The sequence below is a fragment of the Simplicispira lacusdiani genome (assembly GCF_003604195.1).
GTDB lineage: Bacteria > Pseudomonadota > Gammaproteobacteria > Burkholderiales > Burkholderiaceae_C > Simplicispira > Simplicispira lacusdiani.
On record NZ_QXGR01000010.1, the window covers coordinates 1 to 18,758 of the forward strand.

19 protein-coding genes are annotated in these 18,758 nt (G+C 67.9%); 13 read left to right on the top strand and 6 right to left on the bottom strand.

Annotated features, from left to right (window positions below):
• Positions 1–105 precede the first annotated feature (105 nt).
• From D8S75_RS13735 to D8S75_RS13750, 5 genes are all read right to left on the bottom strand, one after another.
• Positions 106–873 carry a class II glutamine amidotransferase gene (locus D8S75_RS13735; protein ID WP_119966925.1) on the bottom strand — a complete coding sequence of 256 codons (768 nt, stop codon included), beginning with the start codon at positions 871–873 and terminating at the stop codon, positions 106–108.
• A 24-nt stretch (positions 874–897) separates the two neighbouring features.
• On the bottom strand, positions 898–2,370 hold the full coding sequence (locus D8S75_RS13740) for an MFS transporter (RefSeq protein WP_119966926.1): 1,473 nt from the start codon (positions 2,368–2,370) through the stop codon (positions 898–900).
• A 14-nt stretch (positions 2,371–2,384) separates the two neighbouring features.
• Positions 2,385–2,501: a tautomerase family protein gene (locus D8S75_RS17995; protein ID WP_503167750.1), complete on the bottom strand. Its 117-nt coding sequence runs from the start codon at positions 2,499–2,501 to the stop codon at positions 2,385–2,387.
• Between the two features lie 27 nt (positions 2,502–2,528).
• The gene (locus tag D8S75_RS13745; RefSeq protein ID WP_119966927.1) at positions 2,529–2,768 is read right to left on the bottom strand and encodes a cysteine-rich CWC family protein; all 240 of its coding nucleotides are present in this window, start codon (positions 2,766–2,768) and stop codon (positions 2,529–2,531) included.
• Between the two features lie 153 nt (positions 2,769–2,921).
• On the bottom strand, positions 2,922–5,123 hold the full coding sequence (locus D8S75_RS13750; RefSeq protein WP_119966928.1) for a malate synthase G: 2,202 nt from the start codon (positions 5,121–5,123) through the stop codon (positions 2,922–2,924).
• A 308-nt stretch (positions 5,124–5,431) separates the two neighbouring features.
• Here D8S75_RS13750 and D8S75_RS13755 point away from each other — a divergent pair, with 308 nt between their 5' ends.
• A complete protein-coding gene (locus D8S75_RS13755; RefSeq protein ID WP_119966929.1) occupies positions 5,432–6,388 on the top strand; it encodes a LysR family transcriptional regulator in 957 nt (318 codons plus the stop codon).
• Positions 6,389–6,407: 19 nt separating this feature from the next.
• Positions 6,408–6,863, top strand: coding sequence for a DUF2214 family protein (locus D8S75_RS13760; RefSeq protein ID WP_119966930.1), 456 nt, complete (start codon positions 6,408–6,410; stop codon positions 6,861–6,863).
• A gap of 67 nt (positions 6,864–6,930) precedes the next feature.
• On the opposite strand, the gene D8S75_RS13765 is transcribed toward D8S75_RS13760, so the two are convergent.
• On the bottom strand, positions 6,931–7,212 hold the full coding sequence (locus D8S75_RS13765; RefSeq protein WP_119966931.1) for a PsiF family protein: 282 nt from the start codon (positions 7,210–7,212) through the stop codon (positions 6,931–6,933).
• Between the two features lie 125 nt (positions 7,213–7,337).
• On the opposite strand from D8S75_RS13765, the gene argS reads away from it, so the two are divergent.
• The 11 genes from argS to D8S75_RS13820 all read left to right on the top strand — a co-directional run bounded on the left by argS (position 7,338) and on the right by D8S75_RS13820 (position 18,748).
• Positions 7,338–9,035 (top strand): arginine--tRNA ligase, encoded by a 1,698-nt coding sequence (gene argS, locus D8S75_RS13770; RefSeq protein ID WP_119966932.1) that lies wholly within the window; start codon positions 7,338–7,340, stop codon positions 9,033–9,035.
• Between the two features lie 13 nt (positions 9,036–9,048).
• A complete protein-coding gene (locus D8S75_RS13775) occupies positions 9,049–9,681 on the top strand; it encodes an SPOR domain-containing protein (RefSeq protein WP_119966933.1) in 633 nt (210 codons plus the stop codon).
• A gap of 54 nt (positions 9,682–9,735) precedes the next feature.
• A complete protein-coding gene (locus D8S75_RS13780; protein ID WP_119966934.1) occupies positions 9,736–10,380 on the top strand; it encodes a thiol:disulfide interchange protein DsbA/DsbL in 645 nt (214 codons plus the stop codon).
• 134 nt (positions 10,381–10,514) lie between these two features.
• The gene (lptA, locus tag D8S75_RS13785) at positions 10,515–11,225 is read left to right on the top strand and encodes a lipopolysaccharide transport periplasmic protein LptA (protein ID WP_119966935.1); all 711 of its coding nucleotides are present in this window, start codon (positions 10,515–10,517) and stop codon (positions 11,223–11,225) included.
• A gap of 11 nt (positions 11,226–11,236) precedes the next feature.
• A complete protein-coding gene (gene lptB / locus D8S75_RS13790) occupies positions 11,237–12,004 on the top strand; it encodes an LPS export ABC transporter ATP-binding protein (RefSeq protein WP_119966936.1) in 768 nt (255 codons plus the stop codon).
• Between the two features lie 42 nt (positions 12,005–12,046).
• Complete coding sequence (locus D8S75_RS13795; protein WP_119966937.1) at positions 12,047–13,609, top strand: RNA polymerase factor sigma-54; 1,563 nt, start codon at positions 12,047–12,049, stop codon at positions 13,607–13,609.
• Positions 13,610–13,735: 126 nt separating this feature from the next.
• Entirely contained in the window at positions 13,736–14,116 is a 381-nt protein-coding gene (locus D8S75_RS13800) for a DUF2946 family protein (protein WP_119966938.1), read from the top strand.
• Between the two features lie 73 nt (positions 14,117–14,189).
• A complete protein-coding gene (locus D8S75_RS13805) occupies positions 14,190–16,508 on the top strand; it encodes a TonB-dependent receptor (RefSeq protein ID WP_119966939.1) in 2,319 nt (772 codons plus the stop codon).
• A 73-nt stretch (positions 16,509–16,581) separates the two neighbouring features.
• Entirely contained in the window at positions 16,582–17,871 is a 1,290-nt protein-coding gene (locus tag D8S75_RS13810; RefSeq protein ID WP_232829049.1) for a hypothetical protein, read from the top strand.
• Positions 17,855–18,397: a hypothetical protein gene (locus tag D8S75_RS17500; RefSeq protein WP_157982653.1), complete on the top strand. Its 543-nt coding sequence runs from the start codon at positions 17,855–17,857 to the stop codon at positions 18,395–18,397. The genes D8S75_RS13810 and D8S75_RS17500 overlap by 17 nt, the downstream gene beginning before the upstream one ends.
• A 135-nt stretch (positions 18,398–18,532) precedes the next feature.
• Positions 18,533–18,748, top strand: coding sequence for an HP1242/YdcH family protein (locus tag D8S75_RS13820; RefSeq protein ID WP_119966941.1), 216 nt, complete (start codon positions 18,533–18,535; stop codon positions 18,746–18,748).
• Positions 18,749–18,758: the final 10 nt, after the last annotated feature.

Below are 18,758 nucleotides of genomic sequence, written 5' to 3' on the forward strand. Positions count from 1 at the left end.
AAGTAGGTCATCGTCAGGCTCTTACAGCCCAGCAACGCCCCTCTCAGCAATGAGCGGGGCGTTTCTGCTTTGGGCGTTCGAAATCAGCGCAAAAAAAAGCAAATGTCAGAGCGACAAGGCGGCGCCGTCTACGAACACCTTCAGTTCGTGCTTTCCAAAGGCATGCCAGGCCTCGTTGCGCGTCAAGGGGGCCGTCACGATCAGAGCCACCTTGTCGGTGGGCTGCGTTTGGGTGGAGAAATCGACGCTCAGATCCTCGTCGGATAGATGGGCCTCGGCGAACGGATGCTGGCGCTCCACATACCAGAGGTGCGTCGATGCATGCGCCCAGAGGGCCTGGCCGTTCGACAGCAGAAAGTTGAAGGTGCCGTGCGGCGCGATCCTGGCGGCCAGGTCGCGCAGCGTCAGCGTCAATTCCGGAATGCTTGGCACGCCCGCGTGGGATTTGGCCAGCTCCTGCATGATCCAGCAGAAGGCATGCTCACTGTCCGTGCCGCCAACCGGACGGAATTGGCCATGCAGTCGGGGGCGGAAATCCTTCAGATCGCCGTTGTGGGCGAAAACCCAGTAGCGCCCCCAAAGCTCGCGCACGAACGGATGGCAGTTCTGCAGGCCGACAGCACCTTGCGTGGCTTTGCGGATGTGGGAAATCACATTGCAGCTTTTGATGGGATAGCGCCGGATCAACTCGGCGATGGGGGAGTCCACGGCGCGCTCATGGTCCACGAACAGGCGCACGCCCTTGTCCTCGAAGAAGGCGATGCCCCAGCCATCGCAGTGGTCGCCGGTATGGCCGGCACGCTGGGCAAAGCCCGTAAAGCTGAAAGTCACGTCCGTGGGCGTGTTGCAGTTCATTCCGAGCAGTTGGCACATGGCGGTGATACGGAGTGGGGAAGTTCACAAAGAAAGGCTGGCGGACGGAGGCGGGTCGCGCAGCTTCCATGCTGCCACCAGGGCGAGCACGCAGAGCCCGCCAAGCATCAGGAAGACCTCACCGAACGCGCTCAGACGGGCCATGTCGGCTGCAGTTCCGGGCGCCAGGCTGGCGCCATGCGCCGCCAGGCGCCACTCCAGCACGATGCCGCAGAGGCTGACCCCCGCCGCTCCACCCAGCATGCGCAGAAAACTGATGGTGCTTGATCCCTGCGGAATGAGCGGCTTGTCGAGCGGACGCATGGCCCCCAGGTTCAGCGACGGCAGGATGAAGCCCAGGCCGATGCGGCCCAGGATGGCGAAGGCCACCAGCAGCCACAGCGGCGATTGCTGACCGATCAGCACCATCAGGCCGAACGAGAGCGCCAGCAGGAACAGCCCGGTGGAAACCAGCAGGTAGGTCGGGCGGTGGTCTGCCATGCGGCCCACCAGTGGAATCGTCACGGCCAGGACAATGCCAGCAGGGAGCAGGATGGTGCCGACATGCGAGGGGGACATCTGCAGTCCGAGTTGCATGAATACGGGCAGCAGGTAGGTGGAGCCGAACAGCGCCGTGCCATAGATGAAGGCCACGACACTGCCCATGGCGAACTGGCGGTAGCGGAACAGGCGCAGGTCCATGAGCGGCGGCTGGCCGGCGCGTGCCAGCCGCCCTTGCCACCAGATGAAGAGGACCGTGCAGGCCACGGCCACAAGCAGCAGCAAGGCCGCCTCCGTGGGGGTGCCGCTGCGCAGCAGGACCAGCCCGTTCAGCAGGCACAGCGTACCCGCAGTGCCCAGGAGCAGGCCGCGCCAGTCGATCCAGGCGCCGCCGCGCTGCGTGGGTTGGCCGCCGGGCGCGGTGACGGGGACGAATTTGAAAGCGAGCCAGAGCGACACCAGGCAGAACGGCACGACCATGAAGAAGATCGAGCGCCAGCCGAACCAGTCGACCAGCACGCCGCCGATACTCGGCCCCAGCGCGGGCGCGAGCACCACGCCCATGCCGAAGAAGCCGCTGGCCCGGCCTTGCTCATGGGGCTGGAAGGCGTGCAGGATGATGATGGCCGGAATAGGCTGCACGATGCCGGCGGCCAGTCCCTCGGCCACGCGCGCCACGAGCACCAGGCCGAAGTGGCTGGAAAATCCGCCCGCAACACCCCCGAACAGCAACAGCAGCATGGTGGCCACGTAGGTGCTGCGGTAGCCATAGCGCGACAGCAGCCAGGGCGTGGTGAGCATGGAGGCGGTCATGGCCACCATGAAGCCGGACGAAACCCACTGCGCGCGTTCCTGGCCCAACGAGAAGTGGTGGCTCATGTCGGGAATCGCCACGTTCACGATGGTGGACGACATGATCGAGGCGATCGTGCCCACCATCACCGCCAGCAGCACCAGCCAGCGGTAGCGCTCGCCATAGCGCTCGCGCAGCGCCTGCAGGGAGCTGGGGCCGCTCATGGGCGTCGGGGCAATCAGCCGCGCTCGGACCAGAGGCGCCCGCCGGTCGCCCTGTTCTTGCGCTTCACATCGGCGAGCATCTTCTGCTCGATCGTGCGGCCTTCGAGCATCTCAATGGGGTGGGTGGGCATAAGGGGGCTCCTGGGGCAATGAATCGATCATAAAGGCGCCGTGCTCTTCCCGAGGGCGGAGCCGCCATCGGGCGGCCGTGCGCAGACGGGGCAGATGCAGCGTTGGCCGCGCTCCCCTGCCGGCAGCCGGGCGAGCGCGTCCGGGGACACAGGCGTGTGCATGCACCAGCAGTCCTGCGCGTCCGCGCCAGCCGCCATGGCGCACTGGTTGGGCTGGCCGCAGGCGGGGCAGGTGTTTGCATGGGGATGGGGCAGGAGGGCGTTCATGAAAGAGGGCCGATGGAACAGACACCGAGTGTAGGACGCGCGGCAGCCGTGCAAAGCACAACGGCACCCGAAGGTGCCGTTGGATTGGTCATCAAAATGGTCTGTAGAGCTTATCAATAAAGCGCCGGCAGCTATCGATTTTGAACTTTGAAATCAGGCCGATGCCTTGAGCTTCAGGCGCCAGGCGTGCAGCAGCGGCTCGGTGTAGCCGCTGGGCTGCTGCAGGCCCTTGAACACCAGGTCGCAGGCGGCCTGGTAGGCCATGCTGGTATCGAAGTGGCCGGCCATGGGCTTGTACAGCGGGTCGCCGGCGTTCTGCTGGTCCACCACGGCGGCCATGCGCTCGAAGGTCTCGCGCACCTGGGCCTCGGTCACCACGCCGTGGTGCAGCCAGTTGGCCATGTGCTGGCTGCTGATGCGCAGCGTGGCACGGTCTTCCATCAGGCCGATGTTGTGGATGTCGGGCACCTTGGAGCAGCCCACGCCCTGGTCCACCCAGCGCACCACGTAGCCCAGGATGCCCTGGGCGTTGTTGTCGAGTTCCTGCTGCTTCTCGGCGTCGGTCCAGTTGGGGAATGCCGTTACGGGGATGGTCAGCAGGCCGGTGAGCAGGTTGTCGCGCTCGGCGTTGGCGTCCTGCTTCTCCAGCTCGATCTGGATGTCGCTCACCTTCACCTGGTGGTAGTGCAGCGCGTGCAGCGTGGCGCCCGTGGGGCTGGGCACCCAGGCGGTGTTGGCGCCGGCCTTGGGGTGGGCGATCTTCTGCTTGAGCATCTCGGCCATGAGGTCGGGCATGGCCCACATGCCCTTGCCGATCTGCGCCTTGCCGCGCAGGCCGCAGCTCAGGCCGACGAGCACGTTGTTGCGCTCATAGGCCTGGATCCAGGCGCTGGTCTTCATGTCGCCCTTGCGGATCATGGGGCCGGCCAGCATGGCGGTGTGCATCTCGTCGCCCGTGCGATCGAGGAAGCCGGTGTTGATGAAGGCCACACGGCTGCCGGCGGCGGCGATGCAGGCCTTGAGGTTGACGGAGGTGCGGCGCTCTTCGTCCATGATGCCGAGCTTGACCGTGCTGTCGGGCAGGCCCAGGAGCTTTTCGACGCGGCCGAACAGCTCGGCGGCAAAGCCCACTTCGGCCGGGCCGTGCATCTTGGGCTTGACGATATAGACGCTGCCCTTGCGCGAATTGCGCAGGCCATTGGCGCCATGGCCTTGCAGGTCATGCAGCGCGATGGTGGTGGTCACCACGGCGTCCATGATGCCCTCGGGAATCTCGCGCACCTGGCCCTGCGCATCCTTCCACAGAATGGCCGGGTTGGTCATCAGGTGGCCGACGTTGCGCACGAACATCAGGCTGCGGCCATGCAGGCGCACCTCGCCGCCCTTGGGGCCGGTGTAGACGCGGTCGCCGTTGAGGCCGCGCGTCAGCGTCTTGCCGCCCTTCTCGAACGATTCGGTCAGCGTGCCCTTGAGGATGCCCAGCCAGTTGCTGTAGCCCAGCAGCTTGTCCTCGGCGTCCACGGCAGCGACCGAATCTTCCAGGTCGAGGATGGTGGAGAGCGCGGCTTCCAGCACCACATCGCTCACGCCGGCGGCATCGGTCTGGCCGATGGGCGTGGCGCGGTTGATCTGGATGTCCAGGTGCAGGCCGTTGTGCTGCAGCAAGACCGACGACGGGCTGGCCGCATCGCCCTGGTAGCCCTGGAACTGGCCGGGGTCCTTCAGGCCCGTGCTGCCGGTGGGCAGCGAGACCATGAGTTCGCCGCCCTCGACGCGGTAGCCCGTGGCGTCCTTGTGCGAGCCGGAGGCGAGGGGCGCTGTGTCGTCCAGCACCTGGCGCGCGAAGGCGATCACCTTGGCGCCGCGCACCGGGTTGTAGCCCTTGCCCTTCTCGGCGCCACCCTCTTCGCTGATGGCATCGGTGCCGTACAGCGCGTCGTACAACGAGCCCCAGCGTGCGTTGGCGGCGTTCAGGGCGTAGCGGGCGTTCAGGATGGGCACCACCAGCTGCGGGCCGGCCTGCGTCGCCAGTTCATCGTCCACGTTGGCCGTGGTGGTCTGCACGCTGGCGGGCTGGGGCACCAGGTAGCCGATCTTTTCCAGGAAACCGCGGTAGGCGACCATGTCCTTGATGGGGCCGGGGTTGGCCTTGTGCCAGGTGTCCAGCTCGGTCTGCAGGCGGTCGCGCTCGGCCAGCAGGGCGATGTTGCGCGGGGCCAGGTCGGACACGATGGCGTCGAAACCCTTCCAGAACGTGGCGGCGTCGATGCCGGTGCCGGGCAGCACCTGGTCTTCGACAAAGCGGAACAGCGGGGTGGCCACTTGCAGGCCGTGGACGGAGGTGCGGTCGGTCATGGTGTATGCCTTGGTTGGATGGTGAAACAGGGGCCTTGCCGGGAAGGAGGCCATGACAGCACTTTATTGCAAAGATGAAAGGCCATAAATGGCCTGAAAAGCTCTAAACCAGTGACTTTTTTGCAAAGATGATGGCGCCGCAACCCCCCTCGACTGCGAGGAAATGGGATGAGTTTGCTATTAAATATATAGCTATTTGCGCTTGATACATAAGGCGTTACGGCAAATTTTGCTTCAAGCGGGCGACGCCTTCCCGGGGCATGGGCATTGGCGTCGTGTCCCGGCATTTGTCTTCATAATCAGCGCCCATGGACAAACTCAAGGCCTTCGAGTCCTTCGTGTCGGTGGCGACGCGCGGCAGCCTGACCGCGGCCGCCCGGGCAGAGGGCGTGGCGCCCGCCATCATGGGCCGGCGGCTCGACGCGCTGGAGGAGCACCTGGGCGTCAAGCTGCTGGTGCGCACCACCCGGCGCATCAGCCTCACGCACGAGGGCAGCGCCTTCCTCGAAGACTGCCAGCGCCTGCTGTCCGACGTGGCCAACGCCGAGGCCAGCGTGTCGGCCGGCGGCGTCAAGGCCAGCGGCCACCTGCGCATCACGGCGCCCGCCGGCTTCGGCCGCCGCCACGTGGCGCCGCTGGTGCCGCGCTTCCTGGCGCAGCACCCCGATGTGACCCTTTCGCTCAACCTCAGCGACCGCGTGGTGGACCTGGCGGGCGAGGGCTTCGACTGCGCCGTGCGCGTGGGCGACCTGCCCGACTCCTCGCTGGTCAGCGTGCGCATCGCCGACAACCGGCGCCTGTGCGTGGCCACGCCCGACTACCTGCGCCGCCACGGCACGCCGCGCCACCCGAGCGAACTGGCGCAGCACGACTGCCTGACGCTGTCGAGCGAGGCCTCGCAGACGCGCGGCTGGGCCTTCCGCATGCCGGCCGAGGGCGGCGGCACCGAGGTGGAGTACCTCAAGCCCGCGGGCCCCATGGATTGCTCGGACGGCCAGGTGCTGTATGACTGGTGCCTGGCCGGCCACGGCATGGCCTGGCGCAGCATCTGGGAGGTCGAAGGCGATATCGCCGCGGGTCGCCTGGTGGCCGTGCTCGAGGATTTCGCCGCGCCGCCCAACGGCATTTACGTCCTGTTCCCCCAGCGCAAGCACCTGCCGCTGCGGGTGCGCCTGTGGATTGATTTTCTGCGCCACCATTTCGCCCAACCTGCGTTCTGGTCGCGGTCTGCCGCCGCCGCAGACCCGGCAGCGCCACCTCATTGAACCCCAAGGACCCCGTACCGTGATACTCGAAAGCCTGCTGGCCTATGCCCACATCATGGCCTTTTTGATGCTGGCCACCTTCATGACCAGCGAAACCGCGCTGTGCCGTGCCGAGTGGATCAACCCGGCCGTGGTTCGGCGCCTGGTCTGGGTCAATGTGCTGAGCCTGGTGTCGGGCGCCCTGGTGCTGCTCACCGGGCTGGCGCGCACCTACTGGGGCGTCAAGGGCGTGGCCTGGTACTGGGCGCAGCCCCTGCTGCACACCAAGATCACGCTGCTGGTGGCCATGCTGGCGCTGCTGGTCCTGGCCGCGCGGCAATACCGTGCGTGGCGTCGTGAAGTCGACGCCCAAGGCAGCCTGCCATCGCCCGAGGCCCTGCGGCGCACGCGCAAGCTGGTGATGTGGTCCGCGCACCTGATGGTCGTGGTGGCCCTGCTGGCTGTCTTTTTGGCGCGGGGCGTCGGCACGCGCTGAAGGCGCTGATCCACAAAAAAGCCCCGTGGCAGAGCCAGCGGGGCTTTTTTACGCATGGAGCGGGGTCTTACTTCTTCAGGCACTCGCTCATGAAGGCCTTGCGCTCATCGCCCTTCTTGCCGGCGGCCTCGGCGTTGCAGGCCTTCATCTTGTCCTGCTGGGTGGCGGGCTTGTTGCTCAGGCAGGTCTTCATGAAGGCCTTGCGCTCATCTCCCTTCATGTCGCCTGCTTCCTTGTTGCAGGTGGCCATCTTGGTCTGTTGCTTGGTGGGGGCCTTTTCTTCGGCGGCGTGGGCGCTGCCCAATGCCAGTGCCATGCCCAGTGCGGCCAGGGAAAGAAGCTGTTTCATGGGGACTCCTGTAAGTTCAAGCGGAAGGGAGGAAGCTCTGCGGAATTCCAACACACAACGGCCCGGCCGACAACGCGGCTGACAGCGGGCGTGGGCTGGCCGCCACGGCCCCGTAAAATCCACGGATGCTTTCCGTCAAAAACGAATTGCTCGCTGCCCTGGCGGTCGAGCTGGAACAACTTTCCCCCGGCGCCGGTGCCCGGGCGGCCTTTGAATCGCCCAAGGTGGCGGCCCATGGCGATTTCGCCTGCACGGCCGCCATGCAACTGGCCAAGCCCCTCAAGCTCAACCCGCGTGCCCTGGGCGAGCAGCTCAAGGCAGCGCTGGAGGCCACGCCCGCCTACCAGCGCTGGGTGGCCGGCATCGAGATCGCCGGCCCCGGCTTCCTGAACATCCGCCTCCAGCCCGCCGCCAAGCAGGAGGTGGTGCGCGAGGTGCTGGCCGCCGGCGAGCGCTTTGGCTTCCAGAGCCCGCGCAATGAGCGCGTGCTGGTCGAATTCGTTTCCGCCAACCCCACAGGCCCGCTGCACGTGGGCCATGGCCGCCAGGCCGCCATCGGCGACGCCATCAGCAACCTGTTCGCCACGCAGGGCTGGAGCGTGCACCGCGAGTTCTATTACAACGACGCGGGCGTGCAGATCGACACCCTCACCAAGAGCACGCAACTGCGCGCCAAGGGCTTCAAGCCCGGCGACGACTGCTGGCCCACCGACAGCGACAACCCGCTGGCCAAGAACTTCTACAACGGCGACTACATCGCCGACATCGCCGAGGCCTTCAAGGCCAAGGCCACGGTCAAGGCCGACGACCGCGAGTTCACGGCCAACGGCGATGTGGAGGACTACGACAACATCCGCCAGTTTGCCGTGGCCTACCTGCGCAACGAGCAGGACAAGGACCTGCAGGCCTTCAACCTCCACTTCGACGAGTACTACCTCGAATCCAGCCTCTACACCAGCGGCCGCGTCGAGGCCGCGGTGAACAAGCTCGTCGCGGGCGGCCATACCTACGAGCAGGACGGCGCGCTGTGGCTCAAGTCCACCGACTACGGTGACGACAAGGACCGCGTCATGCGCAAGGGCGACGGCAGCTACACCTACTTCGTGCCCGACGTGGCCTACCACATCACCAAGTGGGAGCGCGGTTACAGCAAGGTCGTCAACATCCAGGGCACGGACCACCACGGCACCATCGCGCGCGTGCGCGCCGGCCTGCAGGCGGCCGACGTGGGCATCCCCCAGGGCTACCCCGACTACGTGCTGCACACCATGGTGCGCGTGGTCAAGGGCGGCGAAGAGGTCAAGATCAGCAAGCGCGCGGGCAGCTACGTCACGCTGCGCGACCTGATCGAGTGGACCAGCAAGGACGCCGTGCGCTTCTTCCTGCTCTCGCGCAAGCCCGACACCGAATACACCTTCGACGTCGACCTGGCCGTGCAGCAAAACAACGACAACCCGGTGTACTACGTGCAGTACGCCCATGCGCGCATCTGCTCGGTGCTCGCGGCCTGGGGCGGTGACGTGGCGGGCCTGAAGGACGCCGATCTCTCGGCGCTCGACGGCCCGCAGGCCCAGGCGCTGATGCTGCAGCTGGCCAAGTACCCCGAGATGCTGACCGCCGCCACCGAGGGCGAGGCGCCGCACGACGTCACCTTCTACCTGCGCGACCTGGCCGCCAGCTACCACAGCTACTACGACGCCGAGCGCATCCTGGTGGACGACGAAACCGTCAAGCGCGCGCGCCTGGCGCTCGTCGCGGCCACCGCGCAGGTGTTGCACAATGGCCTGGCGGTACTGGGCGTATCGGCTCCCCGCAGAATGTGAGTGATAACTAACTATGAGCAAGCAGCAGCAGGGCGGAACCATCATCGGCTTCATCTTCGGCCTGGTCGTCGGCCTGGGCGTGGCCCTGGGCGTGGCGGTGTACGTGACCAAGGTGCCGGTGCCCTTTTTGAACAAGGGGGCCATGCGCACCGGCGATCAGGACGCGGCCGAGGCCCAGAAGAACAAGAACTGGGACCCGAACGCCCCGCTGGCGGGCAAGAGTCCCGCGCGCGTGGCGGCGCCCGCCTCGGCGGCGTCGGTCAGCGAAACCGCGCCCGCGCCCGTGGCCGATGCGCGCGCTCCGGCGTCGGCGGCCAAGGCCGCGGCGAGCAAGCCCGAGGGCAAGCCCGGCGCCGATCCGCTGGGCGACCTGGCGGCGGCCAAGGCGGCGGCCGCCGGCAGCGTGGATCCCTTTGACTACTTCGTGCAGGCGGGTGCCTTCCGCACCCAGAGCGACGCCGATGCGCAGCGCGCCAAGCTCGCCATGATCGGCTGGGAAGCCCGCGTGAGCGAGCGCGAGCAAAACGGCCGCGCCGTGTTCCGCGTGCGCATCGGGCCCTTCGCCAAGCGCGACGACGCCGAGCAGCTCAAGGAAAAGCTGGCGGGCGCAGGGGTCGAGTCGGCCCTGGTGCGCGTGCAGCGCTGAACTTTCCGCCAGCCCCCCGCTCACACAGCGGTACCCGAACAAGGAGTGTTATTCATGAAACGACGCGCGTTTACCCTGTCCGCTGCTGCCCTGGCGGCCTCCACCCTGTCCGTGCCGGCGCTGGCCCAGAGCCAGCCCAAGGAGGGCAAGGACTACGCCAAGCTGGGCAAGCCGGTGGCCACCGACGCGCCCGCAGGCAAGGTCGAGGTGATCGAGTTCTTCTGGTACAACTGCGGCCACTGCAACGCCTTCGAGCCCACCTTCGAGGCCTGGTCCAAGACGGCGGAATCCAAGAACATCGTCGTGCGCCGCGTGCCCGTGGCGTTCAATGCCAGCTTCGAAGCGCAGCAGAAGCTCTACTACGCGCTCGAAGGCATGGGTAAGGTGGGCGAACTGCATGCGCGCATCTTCCGCGCCATCCATGCGGAGAAGGTCAACCTGTCCAAGGAAGACGGCATCATGGCCTGGATGGGCAAGCAGCCCGGCATCGACATGGCCAAGTTCAAGGAAATGTACGCATCCTTCAACGTGGCCAGCCAGGCGCGCCGCGCCACCCAGCTGCAGCAGGCCTACGGCGTCGAGGGCGTGCCCTCCATGGGCGTGGCCGGCCGCTTCTACACCGACGGCACCATGGCTGGCAGCATGCCGGGCGTGCTGCAGGTGGTGGACTACCTCGTGGGCGTGGCACGCAAGGGCTGAGCCGTCCCCCCGTTCTCGCGCAAGCCCGCCTCGGCGGGCTTTTTTGCGCCCCTGCGGGGCTACAATGCCAGCAAGATTCGTGCCCCGCACATTTCGCGGCCGCCCCGGGCGCGCCGCACCTTCTGGAACGCCGCATGGACATACTTTTTCCCCCACTCCACGGCCACCGCCGGCGCGGCGGAGCTGGAGCGCGCCGCTGGCTGGCGCTGGCCCTGTTGGTTTGCGTCGCCTGGGGCGTGGCGGGCACGGCGCGCGCCGAAAAGGCCGACCGCAACAAGCCCATGAACATCGAGGCCGATGCCCTGCGGCATGACGATCTCAAGCAGACCAGCGTCTTCACGGGCCGTGTCGTCATGACCAAGGGCTCCATCGTGCTGCGCGGCGGCCGCCTGGAAGTGCGCCAGGACGCCGATGGCTACCAGTTCGGCGTGGTCACGGCCGATGCCGGACAGCGGGCCTTCTTCCGCCAGCGCCGCGACCCGGTGGCCGGTGCGCCCGAGGAGTTCATCGAGGGCGAGGGCGAGGTCATCGAGTACGACGGCCGTGCCGACAGCGTGCGTTTCGTGCGCCGGGCCGAGCTGCGGCGCCTGCGCGGCGCGGTGGTCAGCGATGAGATCACGGGCGCGGTCATCGTCTACAACAACCTGACCGACGTGTTCACGGTCGATGGCCAGAAGGCCGGCACCAACGCGGCGGGCGATGCCCCGGTGGGCGGCGGGCGCGTGCGCGCCGTGCTCTCGCCCAAGGAGGCCAAGCCGCCTGCCGCTGGGGCATCCGAGGCGGCACCGGCCGCCAGCACGCCGGCCCTGCGCTCCAGCACGACCCTGGGCGGTGGTGCCAAGTGAGCGCGGCGCCCATGAACCCTTCCCCGGACACCTCGGCGCCCAGCCGCCTGGAAGTGCAACACCTGGCCAAGTCCTACGGCAGCCGCAAGGTGGTCAAGGATGTCTCATTGGCCGTGCAGAAAGGGGAGGTGGTGGGCCTGCTCGGCCCCAATGGCGCGGGCAAGACCACCTCGTTCTACATGATCGTGGGCCTGGTGCGCAGCGATGCCGGCGACATCCGCATCGACGGCCAGTCCGTGGCGCACATGCCCATCCACCGGCGCTCGCGCCTGGGGTTGTCCTATCTGCCGCAGGAGGCGTCGATCTTCCGCAAGCTCTCGGTGCAGGAGAACGTGCGCGCCGTGCTGGAGCTGCAGCGTGACGCGCAGGGCCAGCCGCTGTCGGCGGCCATGATCGAGGAGCGCCTCACGGCGCTGCTCCAGGAGCTGCGCGTGGACCATCTGCGCGATTCGCCAGCGCTGGCGCTGTCGGGCGGCGAGCGCCGCCGCGTCGAGATCGCGCGCGCCCTGGCCACGCAGCCGCGCTTCATCCTGCTCGACGAGCCCTTCGCGGGCATCGACCCCATCGCCGTGATCGAGATCCAGCGCATCATCGGTTTCCTGAAGGCGCGCGGCATCGGCGTGCTCATCACCGACCACAACGTGCGCGAGACGCTGGGCATCTGCGACCACGCCTTCATCATCAGCGACGGCCGCGTGCTCGCCCAGGGCACGCCGTCCGAGATCGTCGATAACGCCGAGGTGCGCCGCGTGTACCTCGGCGAGCATTTCCGGATGTAAGGCCATGCGCCCCGTGTCCTGCCTCGCGCCAGGAGGTGGCCGGTGAAGCCCGGCCTGTCGCTGCGCGTTTCGCAGCACCTGGCGCTGACGCCGCAGCTGCAGCAGTCGATCCGCCTGCTGCAGCTGTCCACGCAGGAGCTGTCGCAGGAAATCGAGCAGATGCTCGACGAGAACCCCTTCCTGGAGCGCGGCAGCGAAGAGGCGCCGCGCGAGGAATTTGGCCTGGCGCAGGCCGACACGCCGGCCCAGCCGGACGATGCAGCGGCCGAAGTTGCTATTTATTCAGGAGCTGATGGCGTAGGCACATCAAGCCTTGAGGCCAAAAATGATGTTGAATCACCCGTCGGACAGGAAGAGCCCGATTGGGGGGGCGACGGCACGACCGAGATGGTGCCCGATGACGGCGAATGGGGCGGCGAGGCCCCCGCGCGCACCCGCAACAACGACAGCGACGGCGAGGCCGATGCCGCCGACCTGGCGCACGGCCACGAATCGCTCACGGACTTCCTGCACCGCCAGGCACTGTCGCTGCGCCTGTCCGATGTCGACTGCGCGGCGCTGCGCTTCCTGATCGAGTCGCTGAACGACGACGGCTACCTCGAAGACCCGATCGAGGAACTGGCCGCGGGCCTGGCGGGCGGCGACCTGGAAGAGACCGAGGAACTGGTGCACCGCTTCACCGTGGCGCTGCGCCTGCTGCAGAGCCTGGAGCCCACGGGCGTGGGCGCGCGCAACCTGGCCGAATGCCTAGCGTTGCAGCTCCAGGCGCTGCAGCACGACGGCGAGGCGCCGGCCGAGACGCTGCAGACCGCGCTGTGCATCTGCCAGCAGCCGCTGGAGCTGCTGGCGCGCCGCGACGTGCGCCGGCTCATGCAGGCCTGCGGCGCCAGCGAGGAGCGCACGCGCGCCGCCATGGCGCTGATCGCGCGGCTGGAGCCGCGCCCCGGACGGCGGTTCGCCAACGTGGAGCGCAATGCCATCGTGCCCGACGTGCTCGTCACGCGCAGCGGGCGGGGCGGCCTGCAGTTCAGCGTGCAGCTCAACCCCGACGTCATGCCGCGCCTGCGCGTGCACGACATCTATGCCAGCGCCCTGCGCGGCGGCCGGGGCGGGGAGGGCCACCAGGCGCTGCAGCAGCGCCTGCAGGAGGCGCGCTGGTTCATCAAGAACATCCAGCAGCGCTTCGACACCATCCTGCGCGTCTCGCGCGCCATCGTCGAGCGGCAGAAGAACTTCTTCGTGCATGGCGAGCTGGCCATGCGCCCACTGGTGCTGCGCGACATCGCCGACGAACTGGGCCTGCACGAATCGACCATTTCGCGCGTGACCACGGCCAAGTACATGGCCACGCCGCAGGGCACCTACGAACTCAAGTACTTTTTCGGCTCGGGCCTGGGCACCGACACCGGCGGCAACGCGTCGAGCACGGCGGTGCGCGCGCTCATCAAGCAGTTCGTCGCCGCCGAGAACCCGGCCAAGCCGCTGTCCGACAGCCAGTTGGCCGAGATGCTCAAGGAGCAGGGCATCGAATGCGCGCGCCGCACCGTGGCCAAGTACCGCGAGGCGCTGAAGATACCCACCACCAACCTGCGCAAGGCGCTGTAGGGAGGTCGCGCACAGTTGCTTGATGTGCATCAAGCAGATCGGCATGCCGCCCCGAGGGGGGCGCCCTAGAATGCACAGGCCGGTGCCGCGCGTTCGAGCGGGCCCCGCGCCCCTGAAGTCCCAGCCATGACCCCGCACCCGTCCTTCGCCCCGCTGCGCCGCGCCCGATGGCTCTGGCTGGCCGTGCTGCTGGCGCTGTGCGGCGCGCTGCTGCCATCGGTCTCCCATGCGCTGTCCAGCGGCAAGGCGGCCGCGATGGAGGTGTGCACCAGCACGGGCATGGCCTGGGTCGATGTCCACGGCACGGGCGCGGACGACTCCGCGCAACCCATGGACTGCCCCTGGTGCCTGTTGAGCGCCGCGTCCGCCCTGCCGGCGCCCGGCGCACTGCAGGCGCTACCGGTCGAACCCGTTGCGCACCCGGCGCCCGTGGCCCGGCTGCCCTTCTTCCGCCTCGCTTTCGCGGCCCTCGCGCCGCCACCACGGGGGCCTCCCGTTTTCTCCTGAGCTATTGAATTCATAGCGCCTGGCGCCCTTTCTGCGGGCGCTGGATGCCAATTTCATACTTCTGGAGTTTTTCGTGCGGAACCACCGTCTTCTGTCGGGCGCGGCCTTGCGCCTGCGCCCCCTCACCACGGCCCTGGCCCTGATTCCCGCCCTGGGCCTGGCCCAGGGCATCGCCACCGAGGCCCAGCTGCAATCCATCAGCGTCACCGAGACGCGCTCGCAGCTCGATCCCAACCTGCCCAACAGCACCGCCAGCAAGACGGCGCGCGAGCTGGAAGAGCAGAACGTCTTCAATCCCGAGGATGCCGCGGCCCTGCTGCCCAGCACCACCATCCGCAAGCGCTACCTCGGCGACCGCAACGCCAACGTGGGCGGACGCAGCTTCGGCACGCTGCAGCCGGGCCGCGCGCTGGTCTACCTCGACGGTTACCTGATCTCGAACTTCCTGGGGCGCTTCGACGCGCCGCGCTGGAACATGATCAACGTCGAGGCCATCGAGCGTGTCGATGCCCTCTACGGCCCGTTCTCGGCCATCTACCCGGGCAACTCCATCGGCACCACCATGGTGGTGACCGAGCGCAAGCCCAAGGGGCTGGAGCTGTCGGCCGGCATCAAGTACAACCGGCAGTCGTTCGATGAGTACGGCACGGACGAGTCCTTTGGCAGCAAGCAGCTGTCGGCGCGCATCGCCTCGCGGCTGGACTCCGGGCTCTGGTACGCCCTGGGCGTGCAGCACCAGGACAGCCAGGGCCACCCCATGGGATACGCCAACGCCGTGCGCGGCGTGACGGCGGGCGGCTTCAAGCCCGTCGCGGGCACGCGTGTCTCGGGCATCCAGTACGACCGCGACCCGCAGGGGCGCGACCGGGCGATCTTCGGTGCCACCGGCATCGACCACAGCGTGCAGGACACGGTGAACCTGCGCCTGGGCTACGACATCTCGGCCACGCAGGAGATCGAGGGCCGGGTGTCCTTCTGGCGCAGCGACAGCACCGTGCGCACCATGACCTACCTGCGCGATGCCACGGGCAAGCCGGTCTGGAGCGGCGTGGTGAACGATGGCACGAACAGCTTCACCCTGCCCGCCAACGCGTTCGCGCCCAGCCAGCGCGACGAGCTGCACCGCCAGCTCGGCGCCACCTGGAAGACGCGCAACGCCACGGGCTGGAATGCCTCGGTGATGCTGACGCAGTACCAGATGCTCCGGGACGCCGATCGCCAGGCCAGCACGGCGCTGCCGCTGGCCGCGCTGGGCGGTGCGGGCACCGTCACGCGGCGCGACGGCACGGGCTGGAACACGCTGGAACTGCAGTCGACCTACACCCCCACCGCCGGGGACTGGGGCGGCGGCCGCCACGCGCTGGTGTTCGGCCTGCACCGCAACCAGTACCAGCTCGACAACATCGTGAACAACGCCAGCGACTGGCGCACCACCGAGACCACGCTCAACCAGAGCTACTACGGCACCACGACCATCACCGCGCTCTACGGTCAGGATGCCTGGAAGCTCACGCCCGACCTGGTGCTGACCTCGGGCCTGCGCTTCGAGACCTTCGAGGCGTCGGACGGATCGCAGTATTTCGCCGGACCGCCCGTGGCCCAGGTGCGCTTCCCCAAGCGCACGCTGCACGCCACCAGCCCCAAGCTGTCGCTGGCCTGGAGTGCCGCCGACGAATTGCTGCTGCGCGCCAGCTACGGGCGCGGCGTGCGCTTCCCCAACGTGGACGAGCTGTTCAACGGCACCCGCACGGGCAACAGCATCACCACCAGCGACCCCAACCTGCGCCCCGAGGTGGCCAACGCCTTGGAGCTGGCGGTGGAGAAGTTCTGGGGCGAGCACTGGTTGCGCGCCAGCTACTTCCGCGACGACGTGAAGGACACCATCCTGCGCCAGACCGACAGCACGGTCACGCCCTCGGTCACCCGCGTGAGCAACGTGGACCGCGTGCTGACCCAGGGCATCGAGCTGGTCTGGCAGGCCCGCGACGTGGGCCTCAAGGGCCTGGACATCGGCGGCAGCGCCACCTGGACCGACGCCGTGGTCAAGGCCAACGCGGCCAACCCGGCGCAGGTCGGCAAACAGTGGCTGCGCATTCCCAAGCAGCGCTATGCCGTGCAGGCCAGCTACCGGCCCAATGCCGAGTGGCTGTTCGGCGCCGCCTGGCGCTGGAGCGGCCAGGCCTACAACACCGAGCTGAACGTCGACAGCAACCCCGACACCTATGGCGGCGTTTCGCGCGTCAACCAGCTTGATCTCAAGGCCGTATGGAAGTTCGCGCGGCACTGGGAATGGGCCCTGGGCGTCAACAACGTGACCAACCAGCAATCCTGGCAGGCCCACAGCCTGCCGCAGCGCTCGGTGCAGACCGAACTGCGCTACAGCATGAAGTGAGCCCCTTCGCCCCGCCGCCCCTGCCGGCTGGCAGGAGCCTCCCGGGGCGCCATCTTCGCAGTCGAGGAAACCGATGACATCATCCCAAGGAAACTTCCCCATGCGCGCGCTGCTGGCGCTGGGCACGGCCCTGGCGCTGTGCTGCGGCGCCGCTGGGGCGCAGCAGGGCACCGCGCCCGTCAAGGGCGTGCATGGCGCCCATGCAGCGCCCGCTGCCGCGCCCACGGCCGCGCGCCCCGTGGCGCGCAAGGCCCGGCCGCAATTGGGGACGGGCGTGGCGTTCGCGCCGGATGGCGCGCTGTGGATGGCGGGCGTCGATCCCCAGGGGCGGCTGTTTGTCCAGGTGGCCGCGCTGGCCGGTGGCGGAGCGCGGTGGTCGCCGCCACGCCTGCTGGACACGGGCGGCGACCCGGTCTCGGCCGATGGCGAGAACCGGCCCAAGCTGGTGTTCGGGCCCCAGGGCACGGTCCTGGTCGCCTACACCCAGCCGCTGGCCAAGCCCAACACCGGCCAGGTGCGCCTGCTGCGCTCGACCGACGGCGGGCAGAGCTTCGCCGCGCCCGTCACGGTGCATGCCGACCGGCAGGTCATCACCCACCGCTTCGAGTCGCTGGGCTTCGACGCGCGGGGCGTGCTGCACACGGTCTGGATCGACAAGCGCGACCTGGAAGCCGCGCCCAAGGTGGGCAACAAATCGAGCTACCGCGGCGCGGCCATCTACCGCAACACCTCCAGCGACGGGGGGGCCACCTTCGGACCGGACATCAAGGTGGCCGACCATTCCTGCGAATGCTGCCGCATCGCCGTGGGCCTGGGCACCGATGGCGAGATGCGCGCCATGTGGCGCCATGTCTTCCTGCCCAACGTGCGCGACCATGCCATCGCCGTGCTGCGCGCCGACGCCCCCCGCGAGCCCGTGCGCGCTACCTTCGACGACTGGCGCGTGGACGCCTGCCCCCACCATGGGCCGAGCCTGGCGGCGGCCGAGGACGGCTTCCACACCGTCTGGTTCGGTATCCGCCAGCAGGGCGAGGAGAAGGTGCCGGGCGTGCGCTATGGCCGGCTCCAGCCCGACGGCACGCCCCGGCCCGAGACCGTGCGCATGCTGCCCGACGAGCGCGCCGAGCATGCCGACGTGGCGGCGCAGGGGCAGCGCGTCGCCGTGGTCTGGCGCAGCACCGACGGCATGACCAGCACGCTCAAGGCCTGGCTGTCCACGGATGGCGGCAAGACGTTCCAGGCGCGCACCCTGGATTCCGTGCAGGGGGACAATGATTTTCCGCGCCTGGTGCAGCAAGGCCAGCGCATGGTGGTAGTCTGGCGCAATGCAGAAGAGGTGAAGGTACATGACATCGAGTTCTAGACAGCAGCGGTCCGGGGACCGCAAGCAGCCCGTGGGGCGCCGTGGCATCCTGGCGGCTTCGGCGGCCCTGGCCTTGACGGCATGGACGGGCCCCTTGATGGCGCAGACGGGCAGGAAGCTGCGTGTCACCATCAATTCCGTCGTGCCTTTCGACGAAACCACCTGGGCCCGGCTGGTGGACAAGGGGCCCCGGCCGGCGGCCTACATCTTCACGACCACTTTCTGCCCCAACTGCCCGGACGCCTTCGAGAAGCTGCGCACCTTCGTGATGGACGCGCACCGGCCGGTGGAGCTGGTGGTGGTGCTGATGGATGTGGAGGGGGTGAAGGCCGTGGAGCATGCGCGCCACTATGTGGGCGCCACGCGGCTCTACGCCTTCCATGGCTTCGAACCCGCCATCCGCCAAAGCGTGGACCCGAAATGGCCCAATGTCACGCCCTACGTCGTGCTGCTCGGGCGCGACGGCTCGGTGCAGCGCAGCATCGGCGTGCCGGAACCGGCGATGCTGAAGCAATGGCTGCCCTGATGGACGGCGGCAGGGAAGCCGAGCGGCGTACACAAGTATGGTCGCCAGGCTTGCCGGCGCGATGTAGAGTGGTGTAGCGGATTGGCGGGGTGGCCCGCCAGGGCCTGCGTCATGCCAAATTGCCAAGGAGTCCCCATGTTTCCTGAATTTCGCGATCTGATTACGCAACTCAAGACCACCGACCGCCATTTCCTGCGCTTGTTCGACCAGCACAATACGCTGGACCAGAAGATCAAGAACCTGGAAGCCAGCATCTCCCCGGCGACCCACGAGGAGATCGAGACGCTGAAAAAGGAAAAGCTGTACCTCAAGGATCAGCTCTACACCATCCTCAAGGGCGCATCCGCCTGAGGCGCGCGGG

Coding starts and splice junctions, on each gene's coding strand:
- D8S75_RS13735 (WP_119966925.1), bottom strand. CDS start 873: ATGTGCCAACTGCTCGGAATGAACTGCAACACGCCCACGGACGTGACT.
- D8S75_RS13740 (WP_119966926.1), bottom strand. CDS start 2,370: ATGAGCGGCCCCAGCTCCCTGCAGGCGCTGCGCGAGCGCTATGGCGAG.
- D8S75_RS17995 (WP_503167750.1), bottom strand. CDS start 2,501: ATGCCCACCCACCCCATTGAGATGCTCGAAGGCCGCACGATCGAGCAG.
- D8S75_RS13745 (WP_119966927.1), bottom strand. CDS start 2,768: ATGAACGCCCTCCTGCCCCATCCCCATGCAAACACCTGCCCCGCCTGC.
- D8S75_RS13750 (WP_119966928.1), bottom strand. CDS start 5,123: ATGACCGACCGCACCTCCGTCCACGGCCTGCAAGTGGCCACCCCGCTG.
- D8S75_RS13755 (WP_119966929.1), top strand. CDS start 5,432: ATGGACAAACTCAAGGCCTTCGAGTCCTTCGTGTCGGTGGCGACGCGC.
- D8S75_RS13765 (WP_119966931.1), bottom strand. CDS start 7,212: ATGAAACAGCTTCTTTCCCTGGCCGCACTGGGCATGGCACTGGCATTG.
- argS (WP_119966932.1), top strand. CDS start 7,338: ATGCTTTCCGTCAAAAACGAATTGCTCGCTGCCCTGGCGGTCGAGCTG.
- D8S75_RS13775 (WP_119966933.1), top strand. CDS start 9,049: ATGAGCAAGCAGCAGCAGGGCGGAACCATCATCGGCTTCATCTTCGGC.
- D8S75_RS13780 (WP_119966934.1), top strand. CDS start 9,736: ATGAAACGACGCGCGTTTACCCTGTCCGCTGCTGCCCTGGCGGCCTCC.
- lptA (WP_119966935.1), top strand. CDS start 10,515: ATGGACATACTTTTTCCCCCACTCCACGGCCACCGCCGGCGCGGCGGA.
- lptB (WP_119966936.1), top strand. CDS start 11,237: ATGAACCCTTCCCCGGACACCTCGGCGCCCAGCCGCCTGGAAGTGCAA.
- D8S75_RS13800 (WP_119966938.1), top strand. CDS start 13,736: ATGACCCCGCACCCGTCCTTCGCCCCGCTGCGCCGCGCCCGATGGCTC.
- D8S75_RS13810 (WP_232829049.1), top strand. CDS start 16,582: ATGACATCATCCCAAGGAAACTTCCCCATGCGCGCGCTGCTGGCGCTG.
- D8S75_RS17500 (WP_157982653.1), top strand. CDS start 17,855: ATGACATCGAGTTCTAGACAGCAGCGGTCCGGGGACCGCAAGCAGCCC.
- D8S75_RS13820 (WP_119966941.1), top strand. CDS start 18,533: ATGTTTCCTGAATTTCGCGATCTGATTACGCAACTCAAGACCACCGAC.